Genomic DNA, 13,966 nt, shown 5'->3' on the forward strand with positions numbered 1-13,966 from the left:
CACCCCGTCCAACGATTCGCCGGCGGCGGGTGTTCCGACCCCGCCCCGAGCCGAAGGGCCCGCCGGGGCCGAAAGGGAGAACGGCCGAGTCGCCGACGGTCGGCGGGCGCAGCGCCCGCCGACCGTTGGCGCCGGATCAGGAGGACCCGGAGGCGCGCGGGCGAGTCACCCGTCGGCGGCCGGCCAGCAGCGCCGCGCCGCAGGCCAGCAGGCCGCCGACGGCCAGCGTCCACTCCGGCACGGCGCCCATGCGGTCGGCCACCGTGGTGCCGTCGCGCAGCGGGACGACGGCGGAGAGCTCGGCGGCGGTCAGCTCCTCGGTCTGCTGCTGCACCGTGCCGTCGGGGGCGATGACGGCGCTGATGCCGCTGGTGGCGGCGATCAGCACGGCCCGGCCGTGCTCCACGGCGCGCAGCCGGGACATCGCGAGCTGCTGCTCGGGCTGGCCGGTCTTCGCGTAGGTGGCGTTGTTGGTCTGGACGACCAGCACCCGGGCGCCCTTGTCCACGGTGTCGCGGACGATCTCGTCGTACGCCACCTCGAAGCAGATGACGTCGCCGATCTTCGCCGGGCCGAGCTGCATGACGCCGTTGTGGTCGCCGGGGTAGAAGTCGCGGGCGACCCGCTGGAGCCGGGTGATCACCTTCATCAGCTGGTCGCGGAACGGCACGTACTCGCCGAACGGCACCGGGTGCTGCTTGGTGTAGGAGGCGCCGGGGCCGGTCTTCGGGTCCCAGACGATGCCCTCGTTCTGGACGTGCTGCTCGTCCGGGCCGTCCACCAGGGTGCCGACCAGGGTGGGCACGCCGACCGCCCGCACGGCCGCGTCGATGCGCTGGTAGGCGAGCGGGTCGCTGAACGGGTCGAGGTCGGAGGAGTTCTCCGGCCAGATCACGATGTCCGGCTTCTCGACCTTGCCGGCCCTGATGTCGGCGGCGAGCTTCTCGGTGGCCGAGGCGTGGTTGTTGAGGACCATCATCGGGCGGCCGAGAAAGTCCATGCCGGGGTTGGGCACGTTGCCCTGGATCAGGGCGACCTTGACGGTGTCGGCCGCGGCGGTGGGCACCGGCACCAGGTAGCCGGCCAGCAGGGTGGCGACCGCGCCGAGCGCGGCCAGCGCGGCGGCCTTCGGGGCCCGGCGGGGGCCGCGCAGCCGCAGCGCCGCCCAGCCGAGGAGGGCGCCCGCCAGGGCGACGGCGAAGGTCACCAGCGGGGCGCCGCCGAGCGCGGCGAGCGGGGTGAACGGGGTGGCGGTGTTGGCGAAGGCCAGCCGGCCCCAGGGGAACCCGCCGAGCGGCAGCCGGTCACGGGCCCACTCCTGGGTGACCCAGAGGCAGGCCGCCCAGAGCGGCCAGCCGGGCAGCCGCGAGGTGAGCGCCAGGCCGGCGCCGAGCAGGGCCAGGAAGAGCGCCTCGATGACGGAGAGGCCGACGGTGGCGTCCCAGCCGACCACCCGCAGCCAGCTCAGCAGCAGCAGGAAGAACGGCAGGCCGAAAGCGAAGCCCGTCCAGGTGGCCTGTCGGGCGGTGCGGCCCCGGGTGAGCAGCGAGAACGCGGCGACACCCACCAGCGAGAGCGGCCAGAGGTCGAACGGCGGGAAGGCGAGGGCCAGCAGCAGTCCGGCGAGCACGGCCAGCCCGGTGCGCGGCAGCCCGGCCCGGACCTTGGCGAGCACCCGGGCCCGCCGCCCGGGCGCGGGAGCCTCGTCGGGTGTCTCGGGCGCGGTCCCGGACCGCTCCTGGGTGACGGGCATGGCCACCGGCGCACCATCTCTCTCGGTGCCGCCTCGCGGAGGTACGGGGACGGCTGTTCGGACGCTGTCCGAAGAAGGTACCCCGGAAAGTCACCTCACCGTGAGGTCGGGTGCACCGGGCCCGGCTCAGCGCGGGAAGTAGCGGACCTCGCGCAGCGGCCAGGCCTCGGCGAGCCAGGCGGAGACCGTCCGGTAGAGCACGGCGTCCAGGTGGGCGCGGTCGGCGCGGACCCAGGAGCTGACCTTGGTGACGGACGGCTCCTCGCGGTCCGGGTAGATGTAGACGCAGCCGATGACGGCGTCCCCGGGGGTCTCCAGGACGGTGTAGGTGAAGCCGAAGCGCTTCTCGAAGTCGGCGGCGTGCCGGCGCAGGTCGGCGAGGTTCCGCTCCGGCGTCATGCCCTCGGCGGGCGGCCAGCTGCCCGTCCAGCCGGGGGTGGCGTGGATGTGGTCGATGCTCGACGTCCAGGCGGCGAGGTCGGAGGCGTTGTGCTGCTCGCCGAGGGGCTCCAGGCGGAACCCCTCGGCGGTGAGCGTGCGGGGGACGGTGAAGTCGGCGGGTACGAGACCGGTCATGTCGATCAACCTAGGGCCGGCGGCGCCCCCGCATCATCCGGTTTTCACCCGGCGGCGAGGTGCACCGTGCGACCGCGGACGACGGTGCGCAGACAGCTGGGGAGGGGGCGGCCGGGGGTGAGGTCGGGCAGGCCGGGGGTGCCGGAGCGCGGGTCGGTGGACCAGCCGGCCACCCGGGAGTCGGGTGCCTGGACGACCAGCTCGTCGGCGGCCCAGACCGCGTAGCTGGCGACTGCACCCGGGACGAGGACGCCGTCCTGGTCGCGCCCGAGGGCCCGCCAGCCTCCGCGGGTGTGCGCGGTGAAGGCGGCCCGCACCGAGATCCGGTGCTCCGGGGTCCGGTGGAAGGCGGCCGCCCGGACGGTGCCCCAGGGGTCGAGCGGGGTGACCGGGGCGTCCGAGCCGAAGGCGAGCGGGACGCCGGCCCGCAGCAGCGCGGCGAAGGGGTTGAGGGCGGCGGCCCGCTCGGCCCCCAGGCGCTGGACGTACATGCCGTCCGGGCCGCCCCAGGTGGCGTCGAAGGCGGGCTGGACGGAGGCGGTGAGGCCTAGCTCGGCGAAGGCGGCGATCGACTTCTCGTCCAGAGCCTCGGCGTGCTCGACCCGGTGGCGCAGCGCCCGGACCCGGTCGGCGCCGACCCGCTCCCCGGCCGCCCGGACGCCGTCCAGGACGGCGGTCACCGCGGCGTCGCCGATGGCGTGGAAGCCGGCCTGGAGGCCCGCCTCGGTGCAGGCGGCGACGTGGTCGGCGACCTGCGCGGCGCTGAGGTAGGAGACGCCGGTGTGGTCGGCGTCGGCGTAGGCCGTGTGCAGGCAGGCCGTGTGCGAGCCGATCGCGCCGTCGACGAAGAGGTCGCCGCCGGCGCCCACCGCGCCGAGCCTGGCCGCCGTCTCGACACCGCTGCGGCCGGCGCCGCCCAACTCTCCCCAGTAGCCGAAGACTTCGGGGCCGTCACCCTCGGCGGCCAGGGCCAGCAGGGCGGTGAGGTCTTCCTCGGAGGAGATCTCCGGACCGGCGCACTCGTGCAGCGAGCCGATGCCGAGTTCGGCGGCCCGGGCCAGGGCGGCGCGCTGGGCGCGGCGGCGCTGCCCGGCGGTGAGGTGGGCCAGCGCGGTCCGCCGGACGGCGTGATGGGCGTCGCGGGTGAGCGGGCCGTCGGCGTCGTGGCCGGGCTGCTCGGCGAGGCCGGGGGTGAGGGCTCGCAGGGCGGTGGTGGCGAGCGCGGAGTGCACATCGGTGCGGGAGAGGTAGACGGCGGCGCCCCCGGCGGCGGCGTCCAGCTCGGCGAGGGTCGGCGGGCGGCCCTCCGGCCAGCCGGTCTCGTCCCAGCCGTGACCGATGAGCACGCCGCCGGGCTTGCCCTCGGCCGCGGCGGAGGACTCGGCGAAGGCGGTGACGGCGGCCAGGGCGGCGGCGAGCGAGGGGCTCCCGGTGAGGTCGAGGCCGGTGAGCGCCAGACCGGCGGAGGTGGCGTGCACGTGCGCGTCCACGAAGGCGGGGGTGACCAGCGCACCGTCCAGTTCGACGATCTCGTCCACGGTGTCGGCGTACGCCTCGGCGGCGCCGTCGCTGCCGACCCAGGCGACGTGCTCGCCCTCGACGAGCATCGCGGTGGCGAAGGGGTCGGCGGGGCTGTAGACGGCGCCGCCGCGCAGCAGGACGGTCCGGAGGGTGCGTTCGGTCATGGCCCTTAGTCTGCACCTGTCCGGACGTGCTCAGAGCTTCGGGGGCCGCGCCTCGTACGGGGTGGAGAGGACGACGGTGGTGCGGGTGGAGACGCCGGCCGCGCTGCGGATCCGGGCCAGCAGGTCCTCGAGGTCACCGGGGGCGCCGACACGGACCTTGAGGATGTAGTTCTCGTCCCCGGCGACGCTGTGGCAGGCCTCGATCTCGGGCAGCCCGGCGAGCCGCTCGGGGGTGTCGTCCGGGGCGCTCGGGTCGAAGGGCTTGACCGAGATGAACGCCGTCAGCGCCAGGTCGACGGAGTCCGGGTCGACGATCGCGGTGTAGCCACGGATCACCCCGCGCTGCTCCAGGCGCCGCACCCGCTGGTGCACCGCCGAGGTGGACAGGCCGGTGGCCTTGCCCAGGTCCGTGTAGCTCATCCGGCCGTCCTCGAGGAGCAGCTGAACGATGCGTTGGTCGAGATCCTCCACAAGGCGCAAACCTACCCCTTCGGGGGCGCGGGCCGCGCCACGGCCGGAGCGCGCGATGGCACGGGTGGTGGTGCCGGGTGCCGGGCGGGCACATGCCGGGCGAATGTGGCGAAGGACACACCCGGTGCATCACAGTGCACCGGGCTGCAGGGTTATGAGTCCGCGTCGCAGGGAAGTGCTGGTTGTGGCCCCGGGCGACCACGCCGGGCCCGATCCGAGGGGGATCACCATGCGTGCAACCGACCTGCGTTCGCCGAGCGCCGACGACACCCACGATATGACCGGCCGCGACGCTCTCGCGGTCCCCAACGGCCCCGCGCCGGGGGTGGACCCGGGCGAGGCCGACACCTGGGAGATCTTCCGCGTGCACTGCCCCGAGTGCCGCCGCCCGATCGCCCTCGTGGGCGACGAGGAGCGGCTGCCGCAGCACGCGGTGCTGCCGACCGCGTGGCACCCCTTCTCCCCCGCGCTCTGCCCCGGTTCGGGCGCGCCGACGGACGACCTGGCCGAGGTGGAGTCGGCCGAGGACGCCGAGACCGACGACCTGGAGGCGCTGCTGGCGCTGCCGGCCGAACTCGACTGGCGCACCCAGCCGTTCTCGCACGCGGTGGCGCACCGCCCGGTGCAGGTACCGGCCGTCGCTCCGGTGATCCCGCGGCAGCGCACCCGGCTCGCCCGGCGCTGACCGCGCACCAGCCCCCGAGCCGCTGAGCCGCCGAGCCGCCCCCGAGTCGGCCCGCCCCGCCGGCCGCCGACCGCCTGCCGGTCGGCGGCCGGCCCCGACGGGACATGCCTCCGGGCGTCACTCCGCACCCTGGAGTGACGCCCGGAGGCCGTTTCGGGGGGCTGCCCGGGGGCAGCCCGCAGGGCCGTCAGCCCTGGGTCAGGTGGCGGCCGATGACCAGCCGCTGGATCTGGTTGGTGCCCTCCACGATCTGCAGCACCTTGGCCTCGCGCATGTAACGCTCGGCCGGGAAGTCCTGGGTGTAGCCGTAGCCGCCGAGCACCTGGACGGCGTCGGTGGTCACCCGCATCACCGTGTCGGTGCAGAACAGCTTCGCCATCGCCGCCTCCTTGGAGAACGGCCGGCCGGCGTCGCGCAGGCGTGCGGCGGAGAGGTAGAGCGCGCGCCCGGCCTCGATCTGGGTGGCCATGTCGGCGAGCATGAAGGACAGGCCCTGGAAGTCCGCGATCGGCCGGCCGAACTGGCGGCGGGTGCGCGCGTAGTCGACGGCGAGGTCGAGCGCGGCCTGGGCCACGCCTATGGCGCAGGCGGCGATGCCGAGGCGGCCGGAGTCCAGGGCGGCGAGGGCGATCTGGAAGCCCTGGCCCTCGGCGCCGATCAGCCGCTCACGGGCCACCCGGGCGCCGTCGAAGTGCAGCTGGGCCGTCGGCGAGGAGCGCATGCCCATCTTGTGCTCCGGCGGAGCCGCCGAGAGGCCGGCCGTCGAACCGGGCACCAGCAGGCAGCTTATGCCGCGCGAGCCCGGCTCGCCGGTGCGCACCAGGGCGCTGTAGAAGTCGGCCTGCCCGCCGTGGGTGATCCACGCCTTGGTGCCGCTGACGACGTACTCCTCGCCGTCCAGGTCGGCGCGGGTGCGCAGCGCGGCGGCGTCGGAGCCGGACTGCGGCTCGGAGAGGCAGTAGGCGCCGAGCTGCTCGCCGGAGAGCATGCCGGGCAGCCAGGCGGCGCGCTGCTCGTCGGTGCCGAAGGTGGCCAGGGCGTGGCAGGAGAGGGTGTGCACGCTGACGCCGAGGCCGACGGCCAGCCAGCCGGCCGCCAGCTCCTCCAGGACCTGGAGGTACACCTCGTAGGGCTGGTCGCCGCCGCCGTACTTCTCCTCGTACGGGAGGGAGAGCAGGCCCGCCTCGCCGAGGGTGCGGAAGACCTCGCGCGGGAAGCGGCCGGCGGCCTCGTCCTCCGCCGCGCGCGGCTGGATCTCGCGCTGGACCAGGTCCCGGGTGAGGCTCAGCAGCTCCCGGGCCTCCTCGGTCGGCAGCTGGCGGTCCACGGCTTTCGCAGGGGAGGGGGTCATGGCGGCTGGTCGCCTCCTCGTTCGGGCGGCGGGCCCTGGTGTGGCGGGCCCGACGCGGGTGTGGCAGGTCGGCCCGACCGGCACCGGATTGCGGTGAACGGCCGTTCACATGCGTGGCGAAGTGAGTATGCCCGATCCCGGCGCTGCCGTCACGAGCTGCGGTGCAGCACTGTCCGTACCGGCGTACGGACCGCCGTAGGGTGGCCGATGTGGCTGCTTCCGAAACCTCCCGCACCCCTCCCGGCATCCGGCCCGGTGCGCCCGCCGCGGACCTGAGCGTGCCCGCCGCGGACCTGAGCGTGCCCGCCGCGGACCTGAGCGCGCTGGCCGCCGAGCTGCGCGCGCTGGCTCCGTCCTGCGGGCCGGTGCGGCTGGTCGCGGTGGACGGGCACGCGGGCTCCGGCAAGACCACCTTCGCGGGCCGGCTGGCCGACGCGCTCGGGGGCGCCCCGGTGGTCCACCTGGACGACCTGGCCACCCATGCCGAGCCCTTCGGCTGGACCGGACGGCTGCGCGCCCAGGTGCTGGAGCCGCTGGCGGCCGGGCGGGACGCCGCGTACGAGGTCTACGACTGGACGCTGCGCCGGTTCGCCTCGACGGCGGCGGTGCCGCTCGCGCCCGTGGTGCTGGTGGAGGGGGTGGGCGCCGGGCGCCGGGCGGTGCGGCCGTGGCTCGCCAGGCTGGTCTGGATGGAGCTGGCGGCCGAGGACGCCCGGCGGCGCGGCGAGGAGCGGGACGGCCCGGCGCTGGCGGAGTTCTGGGAGGGCTGGGCGCGGGCCGAATCGGCTCATTTCGCCGCCGACCCGAGCCGCCCGCACGCCGGGACGACGGTCGACGGAGTGACCGGGCGGATCTCGCCGGGCACCGTCGGTGAACCTTCAACAAGCCCTTGACCTGCGGTATCGCCAGAACATAGGTTCTCCTCAGTTGCCGGACTCGTTGAGCGGGCAACATTCGGACGCGGCATCCCCGGCTTGTTCCCCCGTGAGCCGGGGGTGCCGTCCCCCTTCTGGCGCCGACGGCGCTCCGGTGGGCCCCGCACGGTCGTGGAATCGACCGGGACCAGCCAATCGATGCCCCCGGCCGCGTCCTCCTCCGCCCGATTGCGTGGAGCACGGCGGCAGGGTCAGGAAGCCTGCGACGCTCGGCAGGTCAGGTCCCCGGCCGGGAGCCGGCCCGTGGTCAGGTAGGCCGTGGTGCTCCCGGTCGCACAGGAGTCGCTGGTGATGCCGTAGACGCCGTGCCCCTCGCCTCCGGCGACGGTGACCATCCGGGAGCCGCGCAGGGCCCGGTGCATGCCCTGGCCGGCCGCCAGGGGCGTCTGGGGATCCCACTCGTTCTGCAGGACAAGTGCGCCGACCGTGTTGTCCACCGTCGTCCCGGGCTCGCTGCCCTCCTGCCAGAAGGCGCACGGCTTGATGGCGGACGCGAAGTCGCCGTACAGCGGGTACCGGGCCCGGTCGCGGACCGCGTCGCGGCGGTACTGCTCGGGGTCGCGCGGCCAGGTACGGGTGTCGGCGCACAGCACGGCCCAGGCGCTCGCGATCTCGTTGTCCGGGAGAACGGTACGGGCGGGCGCCGCGGGGACGCGCTCCGCGGCCCGCCCGGGCGGGCCGGCGGGGGCCGGCGCCCTGCCCTCGGCCGCCTTCTTCAGCTCGGCGACCTTCTCGGCGGCCTCCTGGACGTGGAAGAACGTGGCACGCAGCCGGGAGCGGATGTCGTCACCGGTGAGGACCTCCCCGCCGGAGTCGACGGGCCGGCGGTCGGCCCGGGCGACAACGTCCCAGAAGGTCGTGCGGACCTCGGCCGGAGTCTCACCCAGGTGGTACGTCGTGTGGTGCCGGGCGGTCCATTCGCTCCACCGGGTGAAGGCGGGCTCGGCCCCCTCGGCCATCCCCCGGAACATTCCCCGCCAGATCCGCGCGGGGTCGGTCGCACTGTCCAGGACGAACCGGTCGGCCCGCTGGGGGAACATCTGCGTGTAGACGGCGCCGAGGTAGGTGCCGTAGGAGTACCCCACGTAGGAGATCTTCTTCTCTCCCAGCACGGCACGGATGACGTCCATGTCGCGAGCGGTGTTACGGGTGGTGAGGTGCGGGAGTGTCCCGCCCGCTGCGGCGCGGCACTTGGCGGCCACCGTGCGCGCCCACTCCACGTCCTTCGCGAACGTTCCGGCCTTGTAAGGGCGTTCGAGGTTCTGTTCGTCGTCGGTCAGACCACAGCTGACGGGAGAGCTCTGCCCGACGCCCCTCGGGTCGAACCCGATGAGGTCGTACTGCCTCCTCACCTCGTCGGGGTAGTGCGCCCCGATGCCGACCGGCAGGTCCAGGCCGGGCCCGCCGGGGCCGCCGGGGTTGAGCAGCAGGACGCCGCGACGGTCCTTCCCATCGGGTGCCTTCAGCCGGGACACGGCGATGTCGATCTTCCTGCCGCCGGGGTCGCCGTAGTCCAGCGGCACCTTGAGTGTCGCGCACTGGAAGGTGGCGGGGTTCTTCGCGTCGCAGCGCTGCCAGAGCGGCTTCTGCTCCGTGTACGGCCGCAGGGGGTCCTCGGCCGCGGAGGCCCCGGAGGCGGCAGAGGCCGTCGCTGGGGTGAGCGCCGAGACGAGGGCTGCCACGGCGCCGGCGGCCAGAAGCGGGGCTGTTCGTCGCTTTCGCATGCTGATGTCCGTCCTTGTCGGGAGGGGTGTTGGCCCTCCGCCCTTGTGTGCGTGGGAGGTTGGCGCGTCCGATGCCGGGAGGGAGCGGCCCGGTCCCTCCTCCGCTCATCGGTCGTTCTGCCGTCAACCGGTCAGGACACGATCCTGGTCCGCGGGGTCTCGGGTGCACATCGCGGGAAGGCGGGAGAAATCGCTCCCCCGATCGGGGGAGGCCGCCGGTGAGCAGGCCGGTCATACTGCCGATCATGATCACGGGAATCCGGCCGCTGCTGCGCGGCTCCACGTATTCGGGTGTGTTGTTCGCCTATGGCGGCGCGTTGGCGAGCCTTCCGCTGCTGCCTCTCGCCATGCTGCCGGTGCTGGCGTGGCGAACCGCGCCCTACGGAGTGCAGGTTGTCCTCGTCCTGCTGGCCTGGGCGGCACTGATCGGTGCGGTCGGGCTGGCCCGCACCACGCGGCGGGTACTGATCGTGTGCGCCCGTCGTCTGCTGAGTGTGCCGTTGCCGGATCCCGTGGCCGGCGGTCGGCCCGCGGGCCCGCCCGGCACCGGGCCGGCTCCCACCGGGCCGACCCCTGCCGTGCCGACCGCCGCCGTACCGTCCGGCACCGATCGCTGGCGGACTCCGGTCTGGCTGCTGCTGCACGTGACGGTGGGGTGGACGGGGGCGCTCGTGAGCGGCGTGCTGCTCGCCGCGGGCCTGACCCTCCCGGGGGGCTGGACCGGCGCCGAGGCGGGGCTGAGTCTGTTCGGCCGGTCGGTGCGGGTGGCGGACGGCTGGATGAGCTGGGTGGCGGCGCTCGGCTGCGTGCTGGTGGCGGCGGCCGGGTGCGTGGGGGTGACGAGCGCCCTGCGGTGGTCGGCGCCGAGGCTGCTGGGCCCGTCGTCGGCCGAGCGGCTCGCGCTGGCCTCCGAGCGGGAGCTGCGGCTGGCCGAACGCAACCGGCTCGCCCACGAGTTGCACGACTCGATCGGGCACACGCTGACGGCGGCCACGATCCAGGCGGCGGTGGCGGGCGAGGTGCTCTCCGCCGATCCGGTGGCGGCACGGGCCGCGATGCGCAGCATCGAGGAATCGACCCGGGCCGCGCTGGAGGATCTGGACTACGTGCTGGGTGTGCTGCGCGAGGAGAAGGCGGGGACGGCGCCGACCCGGACCTTGGCGGACCTGCCCGAGCTGCTGGAGCGGTTGGGCCACGCGGGCGCGGTGGTGGAGCCGGAGCTGTCCGGCGAGCTGGCGCAGGTGCAGGGGACGCTCTCCCGGGCGGCGTACCGGATCCTCCAGGAGGGGCTGACCAACGCGTTGCGGCACGGGGCGGGCGGTGCGATCGAGGTCCGGGTGGTGGCCGCGTCGGACGCGCTGGAGCTCAGTGTGGTCAACCGGACCGGGGCGGGGGCAGCGACCGGCAAGGGCCCGGGTGCCTTCCCCACGTCCGGGCACGGCCTGCCCGGACTGGCCGAGCGCGTGCGGCTGTTGCACGGCGAGCTCGCCGCCGGCCCGGACGGACCGCAGCGCTGGCGGCTGGCTGTCCGGCTGCCGGTACGCTTGTCGGCATGATCGGCCCTGACACGGGCGCAGCCGTCACGGCCGGCCCGGGCCTCGCCCCGACCGCCACCACCGCCACCCCTGTCACCCTTCTGATCGCGGACGACGACGAGGTGACCCGCAGCGGTCTGCGAACGCTGCTCGCGGCGCAGCCGGGGATCACGGTGGTCGGCGAGGCCGCCGACGGCGTCGAGGCGGTCGAACAGGCACAACGGCTGCGGCCGGACGTCGTCCTGATGGATGTGCGGATGCCGCGCCGCAACGGGATCGAGGCCACCCGGCAGCTGCTGGCCGAGTCGGCCGAGCCGCCGAAGGTGGTGGTGATCACCACCTTCGAGAACGACGACTACGTCACCGCCGCGCTCAGCGCGGGGGCCGGCGGGTTCGTGCTCAAGCGGCTCCCGGTCCGGCAGATCGCGGAGGCGGTGCGGGTGGTGGCGACGGGGGAGGCGATCCTCTTCCCGGCCGCCCTGCGCCGGATGGTCGCCGCCCGCCCGCTGGGCTCCGCCGAGGCGTTGCCGAAGGCGGCGTTGACGGGGCGGGAGGAGGAGGTGCTCCGGCTGATGGCCACCGGCCTGTCCAACCCGGAGATCGCGGACTCGCTCACGGTGAGCCTGGAGACGGTCAAGACCCACGTCGGGAACGTGCTGACCAAGCTCGGCGCGCAGAACCGGACCCACGCGGTGGTGATCGCGTACGAGTCCGGTCTGGTGGTGCCGGGTTTCACCGGCTGACGCGCCCGGACCCGCACGTGGTTCGGGACTCGTCGCCTGACGCGCCGGACCTGCGCCCGGTGCGGGGCCCGTGCGGGTTTGCGGCCAGGGCGCACGCCCGCGTGCCGGCTCGGACGCCGGTTCGAACCCGTCCGACCCGTGCGAACGCCCAACAACCGCGCCCCCGATCGCATTTGACTGCGCGCGGCACCCTTCCGGATCAGCGCCGCGCCGGTACGATTCCTGGCAGGCGCATTGGCGCCCCGGGGGCTTCGACCACCGGCCGGCTCTCCGCACGCGACGCGCCGGCCGAGCCCCGAGGCACACCGCGGGGGGCGTGAGTGACGACGGTGGACAGTTCCGACAGCAACAACGCGGGCGGCCCGGCTCCGAACCGGCTCGCCGACCGGGCCTGGCTGCGCGCCATGGACGCCTACACGGCGGGCGCGTACGCCCGTGCGGAGGAGGAGTTCCGCGCGGCCGTCCGGCTGGACCCGGGGATGGCCGACGCCTGGCTCGGCCTGCACGCCCTGCGCAGCGACACCTCCGGGGCGCTGCTGGCGATGTACCGCCACCAGAAACGTTTCGGCGAGCAGCGCAGACTCCACCGCCGCCCGCTCAGCTCCTGGTACTGGCTGGGCTGGTGGGTCCAGCCGGTCCTGGAGGACGCCCGTGACCTGGCGCTCGCGCACGCCTCGCACTGGCTGGACGGCCGCCGTCTCGCCGAGCTGGACCAGGCGTTGGAGCAGTGCCCGGCCCCGAGCGAGGACCCGTCCGCGCGGTTCCTGCACGCCTGCCGCTCCTACCTGCTCAAGGACTGGGAACAGCTGATCCGGGACACCGACCGGCTGCTGGACGACCCGCTGCTCGGCATCGAGGCCGGGCTCTTCGCCGGGATGGCACGGGTCCGGCTGGACATGTGCGCGCAGGCCCAGGCACCCCTGGCGGCCTCGCTCGCCCGCTGCCGCTCCGAACAGCCGCAGCGCAAGGAGCTGCGGTACTGGCTGGCCCGGGCGTACGAGGGGGCCGGGCGCAGCGCCGCCGCGCTGCCGCTCTACCGGGCGGTGCACCGGGCCGATCCGGCGTTCATGGACACCGCGGCACGGCTGGCGGCGATCTCGGCCGAGGACGGGCTGGTCGACGGGCTGCTGGACGCCGTCGGCGGGGGCGGCGGCCGCGAGCCCGGGGGCGCCATGCCCGGTGAAGAGGCGTTCGACGCGGCCGAGTTGGACGCGGCGGTGTTGGACGCTGCGGAGGCGGAGGCGGCGGGCCCGGAGTCGGCGGGGGCGGCGGTCGCGGGGTACGGGACTCCCGGGTTCGGCCCGGGCACGTTCGAGGCCTCGGCGTTCCCCGGGGACGCCTTCCCGGCCGAGGAGCTCCCGGCCGGGGACTTCCCGGGTACGGCGTTCCCGGCAGGGGAGTTTCCGGCGGGGGAGTTTCCGGCCGAGGCGTTCCCGGGTGGGTCGTTCCCGGCCGGGAACCCGGCGTCCGGCGAGGAGGCGGCCGGGCCCGCCGAGGCGGAGGCCCCGCCACTGGCCGCCGGCGAGCGGTCCGGCTCGGCCGTCCCGCCCGTCGGCCCGGCTCCCGCCGCCGGGCAGGTGCCGGGGCGGGGCGAGGCCCTCCCCCGGGTCGCGAGCACCTTTGCCCCCGAGGAACGGGAGGGCGGCGAGCGGGAGTTGGACGAGGCCCTGGCAGAACTCGCCCGGATGGTCGGCCTGGAGCCGGTCAAGCGGCAGGTCCGGGCGCTCTCCGCGCAGCTGCGGATGTCCCGGCTGCGGGCCGCGCAGGGCCTGCCGGTCCAGCCGCCCAAGCGGCACTTCGTCTTCTCCGGCCCCTCCGGCACCGGCAAGACCACCGTGGCGCGCATCCTCGGCCGGGTCTTCCACGCCCTCGGCCTGCTCTCCGGCGACCATCTGGTCGAGGCCCAGAGAGCCGACCTGGTCGGCGAGTTCCTCGGCCAGACCGCGGTCAAGGCGAACGAGCTGATCGACTCCGCGCTGGACGGCGTGCTCTTCATCGACGAGGCGTACAGCCTCTCCAACTCCGGCTACAGCAAGGGCGACGCGTACGGCGACGAGGCGCTGCAGGTACTGCTGAAGCGGGCCGAGGACAACCGCGACCGGCTGGTGGTGATCCTGGCCGGCTACCCGGAGGGAATGAACCGGCTGCTCGCCACCAACCCCGGCCTCAACTCCCGCTTCACCACCCGGGTCGACTTCCCCAGCTACCGCCCCGGCGAGCTGACCGCGATCGGCGCGGCGCTCGCCGGCCGGGACGGCGACGGCTGGGACGAGGACGCCGCCGAGGAGCTGGCCAGCATCTGCACCCATGTGGTGCGCGAGGGCTGGATCGACGACCTCGGCAACGGCCGGTTCATCCGCACCCTGTACGAGAAGTCCTGCGCCTACCGGGACCTCCGGCTCTCGCTGTTGCGCGAGCCGCCGGGCCGCGAGGACCTGGCGACGCTGCGGCTGCCGGACCTCGTACAGGCCTACGGCGAGCTGATCGACGGCCGGGGCTGACTCCGCC

General features: G+C 74.8%; 11 protein-coding genes. 5 read left to right on the plus strand and 6 right to left on the minus strand.

Annotated features, from left to right (window positions below; all coding sequences use genetic code 11):
• Positions 1-136 precede the first annotated feature (136 nt).
• The 4 genes from lnt to ACZ5WK_RS01150 form a co-directional block, all read right to left on the minus strand.
• Positions 137-1,753, minus strand: coding sequence for an apolipoprotein N-acyltransferase (gene lnt, locus ACZ5WK_RS01135; protein WP_465543694.1), 1,617 nt, complete (start codon positions 1,751-1,753; stop codon positions 137-139).
• A gap of 126 nt (positions 1,754-1,879) precedes the next feature.
• Positions 1,880-2,329 carry a GNAT family N-acetyltransferase gene (locus ACZ5WK_RS01140; protein ID WP_465543696.1) on the minus strand — a complete coding sequence of 150 codons (450 nt, stop codon included), beginning with the start codon at positions 2,327-2,329 and terminating at the stop codon, positions 1,880-1,882.
• A 44-nt stretch (positions 2,330-2,373) separates the two neighbouring features.
• Positions 2,374-4,014: an amidohydrolase gene (locus tag ACZ5WK_RS01145; RefSeq protein ID WP_465543698.1), complete on the minus strand. Its 1,641-nt coding sequence runs from the start codon at positions 4,012-4,014 to the stop codon at positions 2,374-2,376.
• A 30-nt stretch (positions 4,015-4,044) separates the two neighbouring features.
• Positions 4,045-4,485, minus strand: coding sequence for an Lrp/AsnC family transcriptional regulator (locus tag ACZ5WK_RS01150; protein WP_097238963.1), 441 nt, complete (start codon positions 4,483-4,485; stop codon positions 4,045-4,047).
• A gap of 229 nt (positions 4,486-4,714) precedes the next feature.
• On the opposite strand from ACZ5WK_RS01150, the gene ACZ5WK_RS01155 reads away from it, so the two are divergent.
• On the plus strand, positions 4,715-5,170 hold the full coding sequence (locus tag ACZ5WK_RS01155) for a hypothetical protein (protein ID WP_465543701.1): 456 nt from the start codon (positions 4,715-4,717) through the stop codon (positions 5,168-5,170).
• A 187-nt stretch (positions 5,171-5,357) separates the two neighbouring features.
• On the opposite strand, the gene ACZ5WK_RS01160 is transcribed toward ACZ5WK_RS01155, so the two are convergent.
• On the minus strand, positions 5,358-6,521 hold the full coding sequence (locus ACZ5WK_RS01160) for an acyl-CoA dehydrogenase family protein (protein ID WP_465543703.1): 1,164 nt from the start codon (positions 6,519-6,521) through the stop codon (positions 5,358-5,360).
• Positions 6,522-6,814: 293 nt separating this feature from the next.
• Here ACZ5WK_RS01160 and ACZ5WK_RS01165 point away from each other — a divergent pair, with 293 nt between their 5' ends.
• A complete protein-coding gene (locus ACZ5WK_RS01165) occupies positions 6,815-7,414 on the plus strand; it encodes a uridine kinase family protein (RefSeq protein ID WP_465544336.1) in 600 nt (199 codons plus the stop codon).
• A 233-nt stretch (positions 7,415-7,647) separates the two neighbouring features.
• Here ACZ5WK_RS01165 and ACZ5WK_RS01170 read toward each other — a convergent pair whose 3' ends face one another.
• On the minus strand, positions 7,648-9,180 hold the full coding sequence (locus tag ACZ5WK_RS01170; protein WP_465543705.1) for an alpha/beta hydrolase: 1,533 nt from the start codon (positions 9,178-9,180) through the stop codon (positions 7,648-7,650).
• A gap of 245 nt (positions 9,181-9,425) precedes the next feature.
• On the opposite strand from ACZ5WK_RS01170, the gene ACZ5WK_RS01175 reads away from it, so the two are divergent.
• From ACZ5WK_RS01175 to ACZ5WK_RS01185, 3 genes are all read left to right on the plus strand, one after another.
• Entirely contained in the window at positions 9,426-10,736 is a 1,311-nt protein-coding gene (locus ACZ5WK_RS01175; protein ID WP_465543707.1) for a sensor histidine kinase, read from the plus strand.
• Entirely contained in the window at positions 10,733-11,458 is a 726-nt protein-coding gene (locus tag ACZ5WK_RS01180; protein WP_465543708.1) for a response regulator transcription factor, read from the plus strand. Before ACZ5WK_RS01175 ends, ACZ5WK_RS01180 begins: the two co-directional genes overlap by 4 nt.
• A gap of 329 nt (positions 11,459-11,787) precedes the next feature.
• Positions 11,788-13,959: an AAA family ATPase gene (locus tag ACZ5WK_RS01185; RefSeq protein ID WP_465543710.1), complete on the plus strand. Its 2,172-nt coding sequence runs from the start codon at positions 11,788-11,790 to the stop codon at positions 13,957-13,959.
• The last annotated feature ends 7 nt before the right edge of the window (positions 13,960-13,966 follow it).

The sequence above is a fragment of the Kitasatospora sp. NPDC032757 genome (genome assembly GCF_055579305.1).

What these genes read in the sequence shown, in the direction of transcription:
- lnt (WP_465543694.1), bottom strand. Translation starts at nt 1,753, where the DNA reads ATGCCCGTCACCCAGGAGCGGTCCGGGACCGCGCCCGAGACACCCGAC.
- ACZ5WK_RS01140 (WP_465543696.1), bottom strand. Translation starts at nt 2,329, where the DNA reads ATGACCGGTCTCGTACCCGCCGACTTCACCGTCCCCCGCACGCTCACC.
- ACZ5WK_RS01145 (WP_465543698.1), bottom strand. Translation starts at nt 4,014, where the DNA reads ATGACCGAACGCACCCTCCGGACCGTCCTGCTGCGCGGCGGCGCCGTC.
- ACZ5WK_RS01155 (WP_465543701.1), top strand. Translation starts at nt 4,715, where the DNA reads ATGCGTGCAACCGACCTGCGTTCGCCGAGCGCCGACGACACCCACGAT.
- ACZ5WK_RS01160 (WP_465543703.1), bottom strand. Translation starts at nt 6,521, where the DNA reads ATGACCCCCTCCCCTGCGAAAGCCGTGGACCGCCAGCTGCCGACCGAG.
- ACZ5WK_RS01170 (WP_465543705.1), bottom strand. Translation starts at nt 9,180, where the DNA reads ATGCGAAAGCGACGAACAGCCCCGCTTCTGGCCGCCGGCGCCGTGGCA.
- ACZ5WK_RS01175 (WP_465543707.1), top strand. Translation starts at nt 9,426, where the DNA reads ATGATCACGGGAATCCGGCCGCTGCTGCGCGGCTCCACGTATTCGGGT.
- ACZ5WK_RS01180 (WP_465543708.1), top strand. Translation starts at nt 10,733, where the DNA reads ATGATCGGCCCTGACACGGGCGCAGCCGTCACGGCCGGCCCGGGCCTC.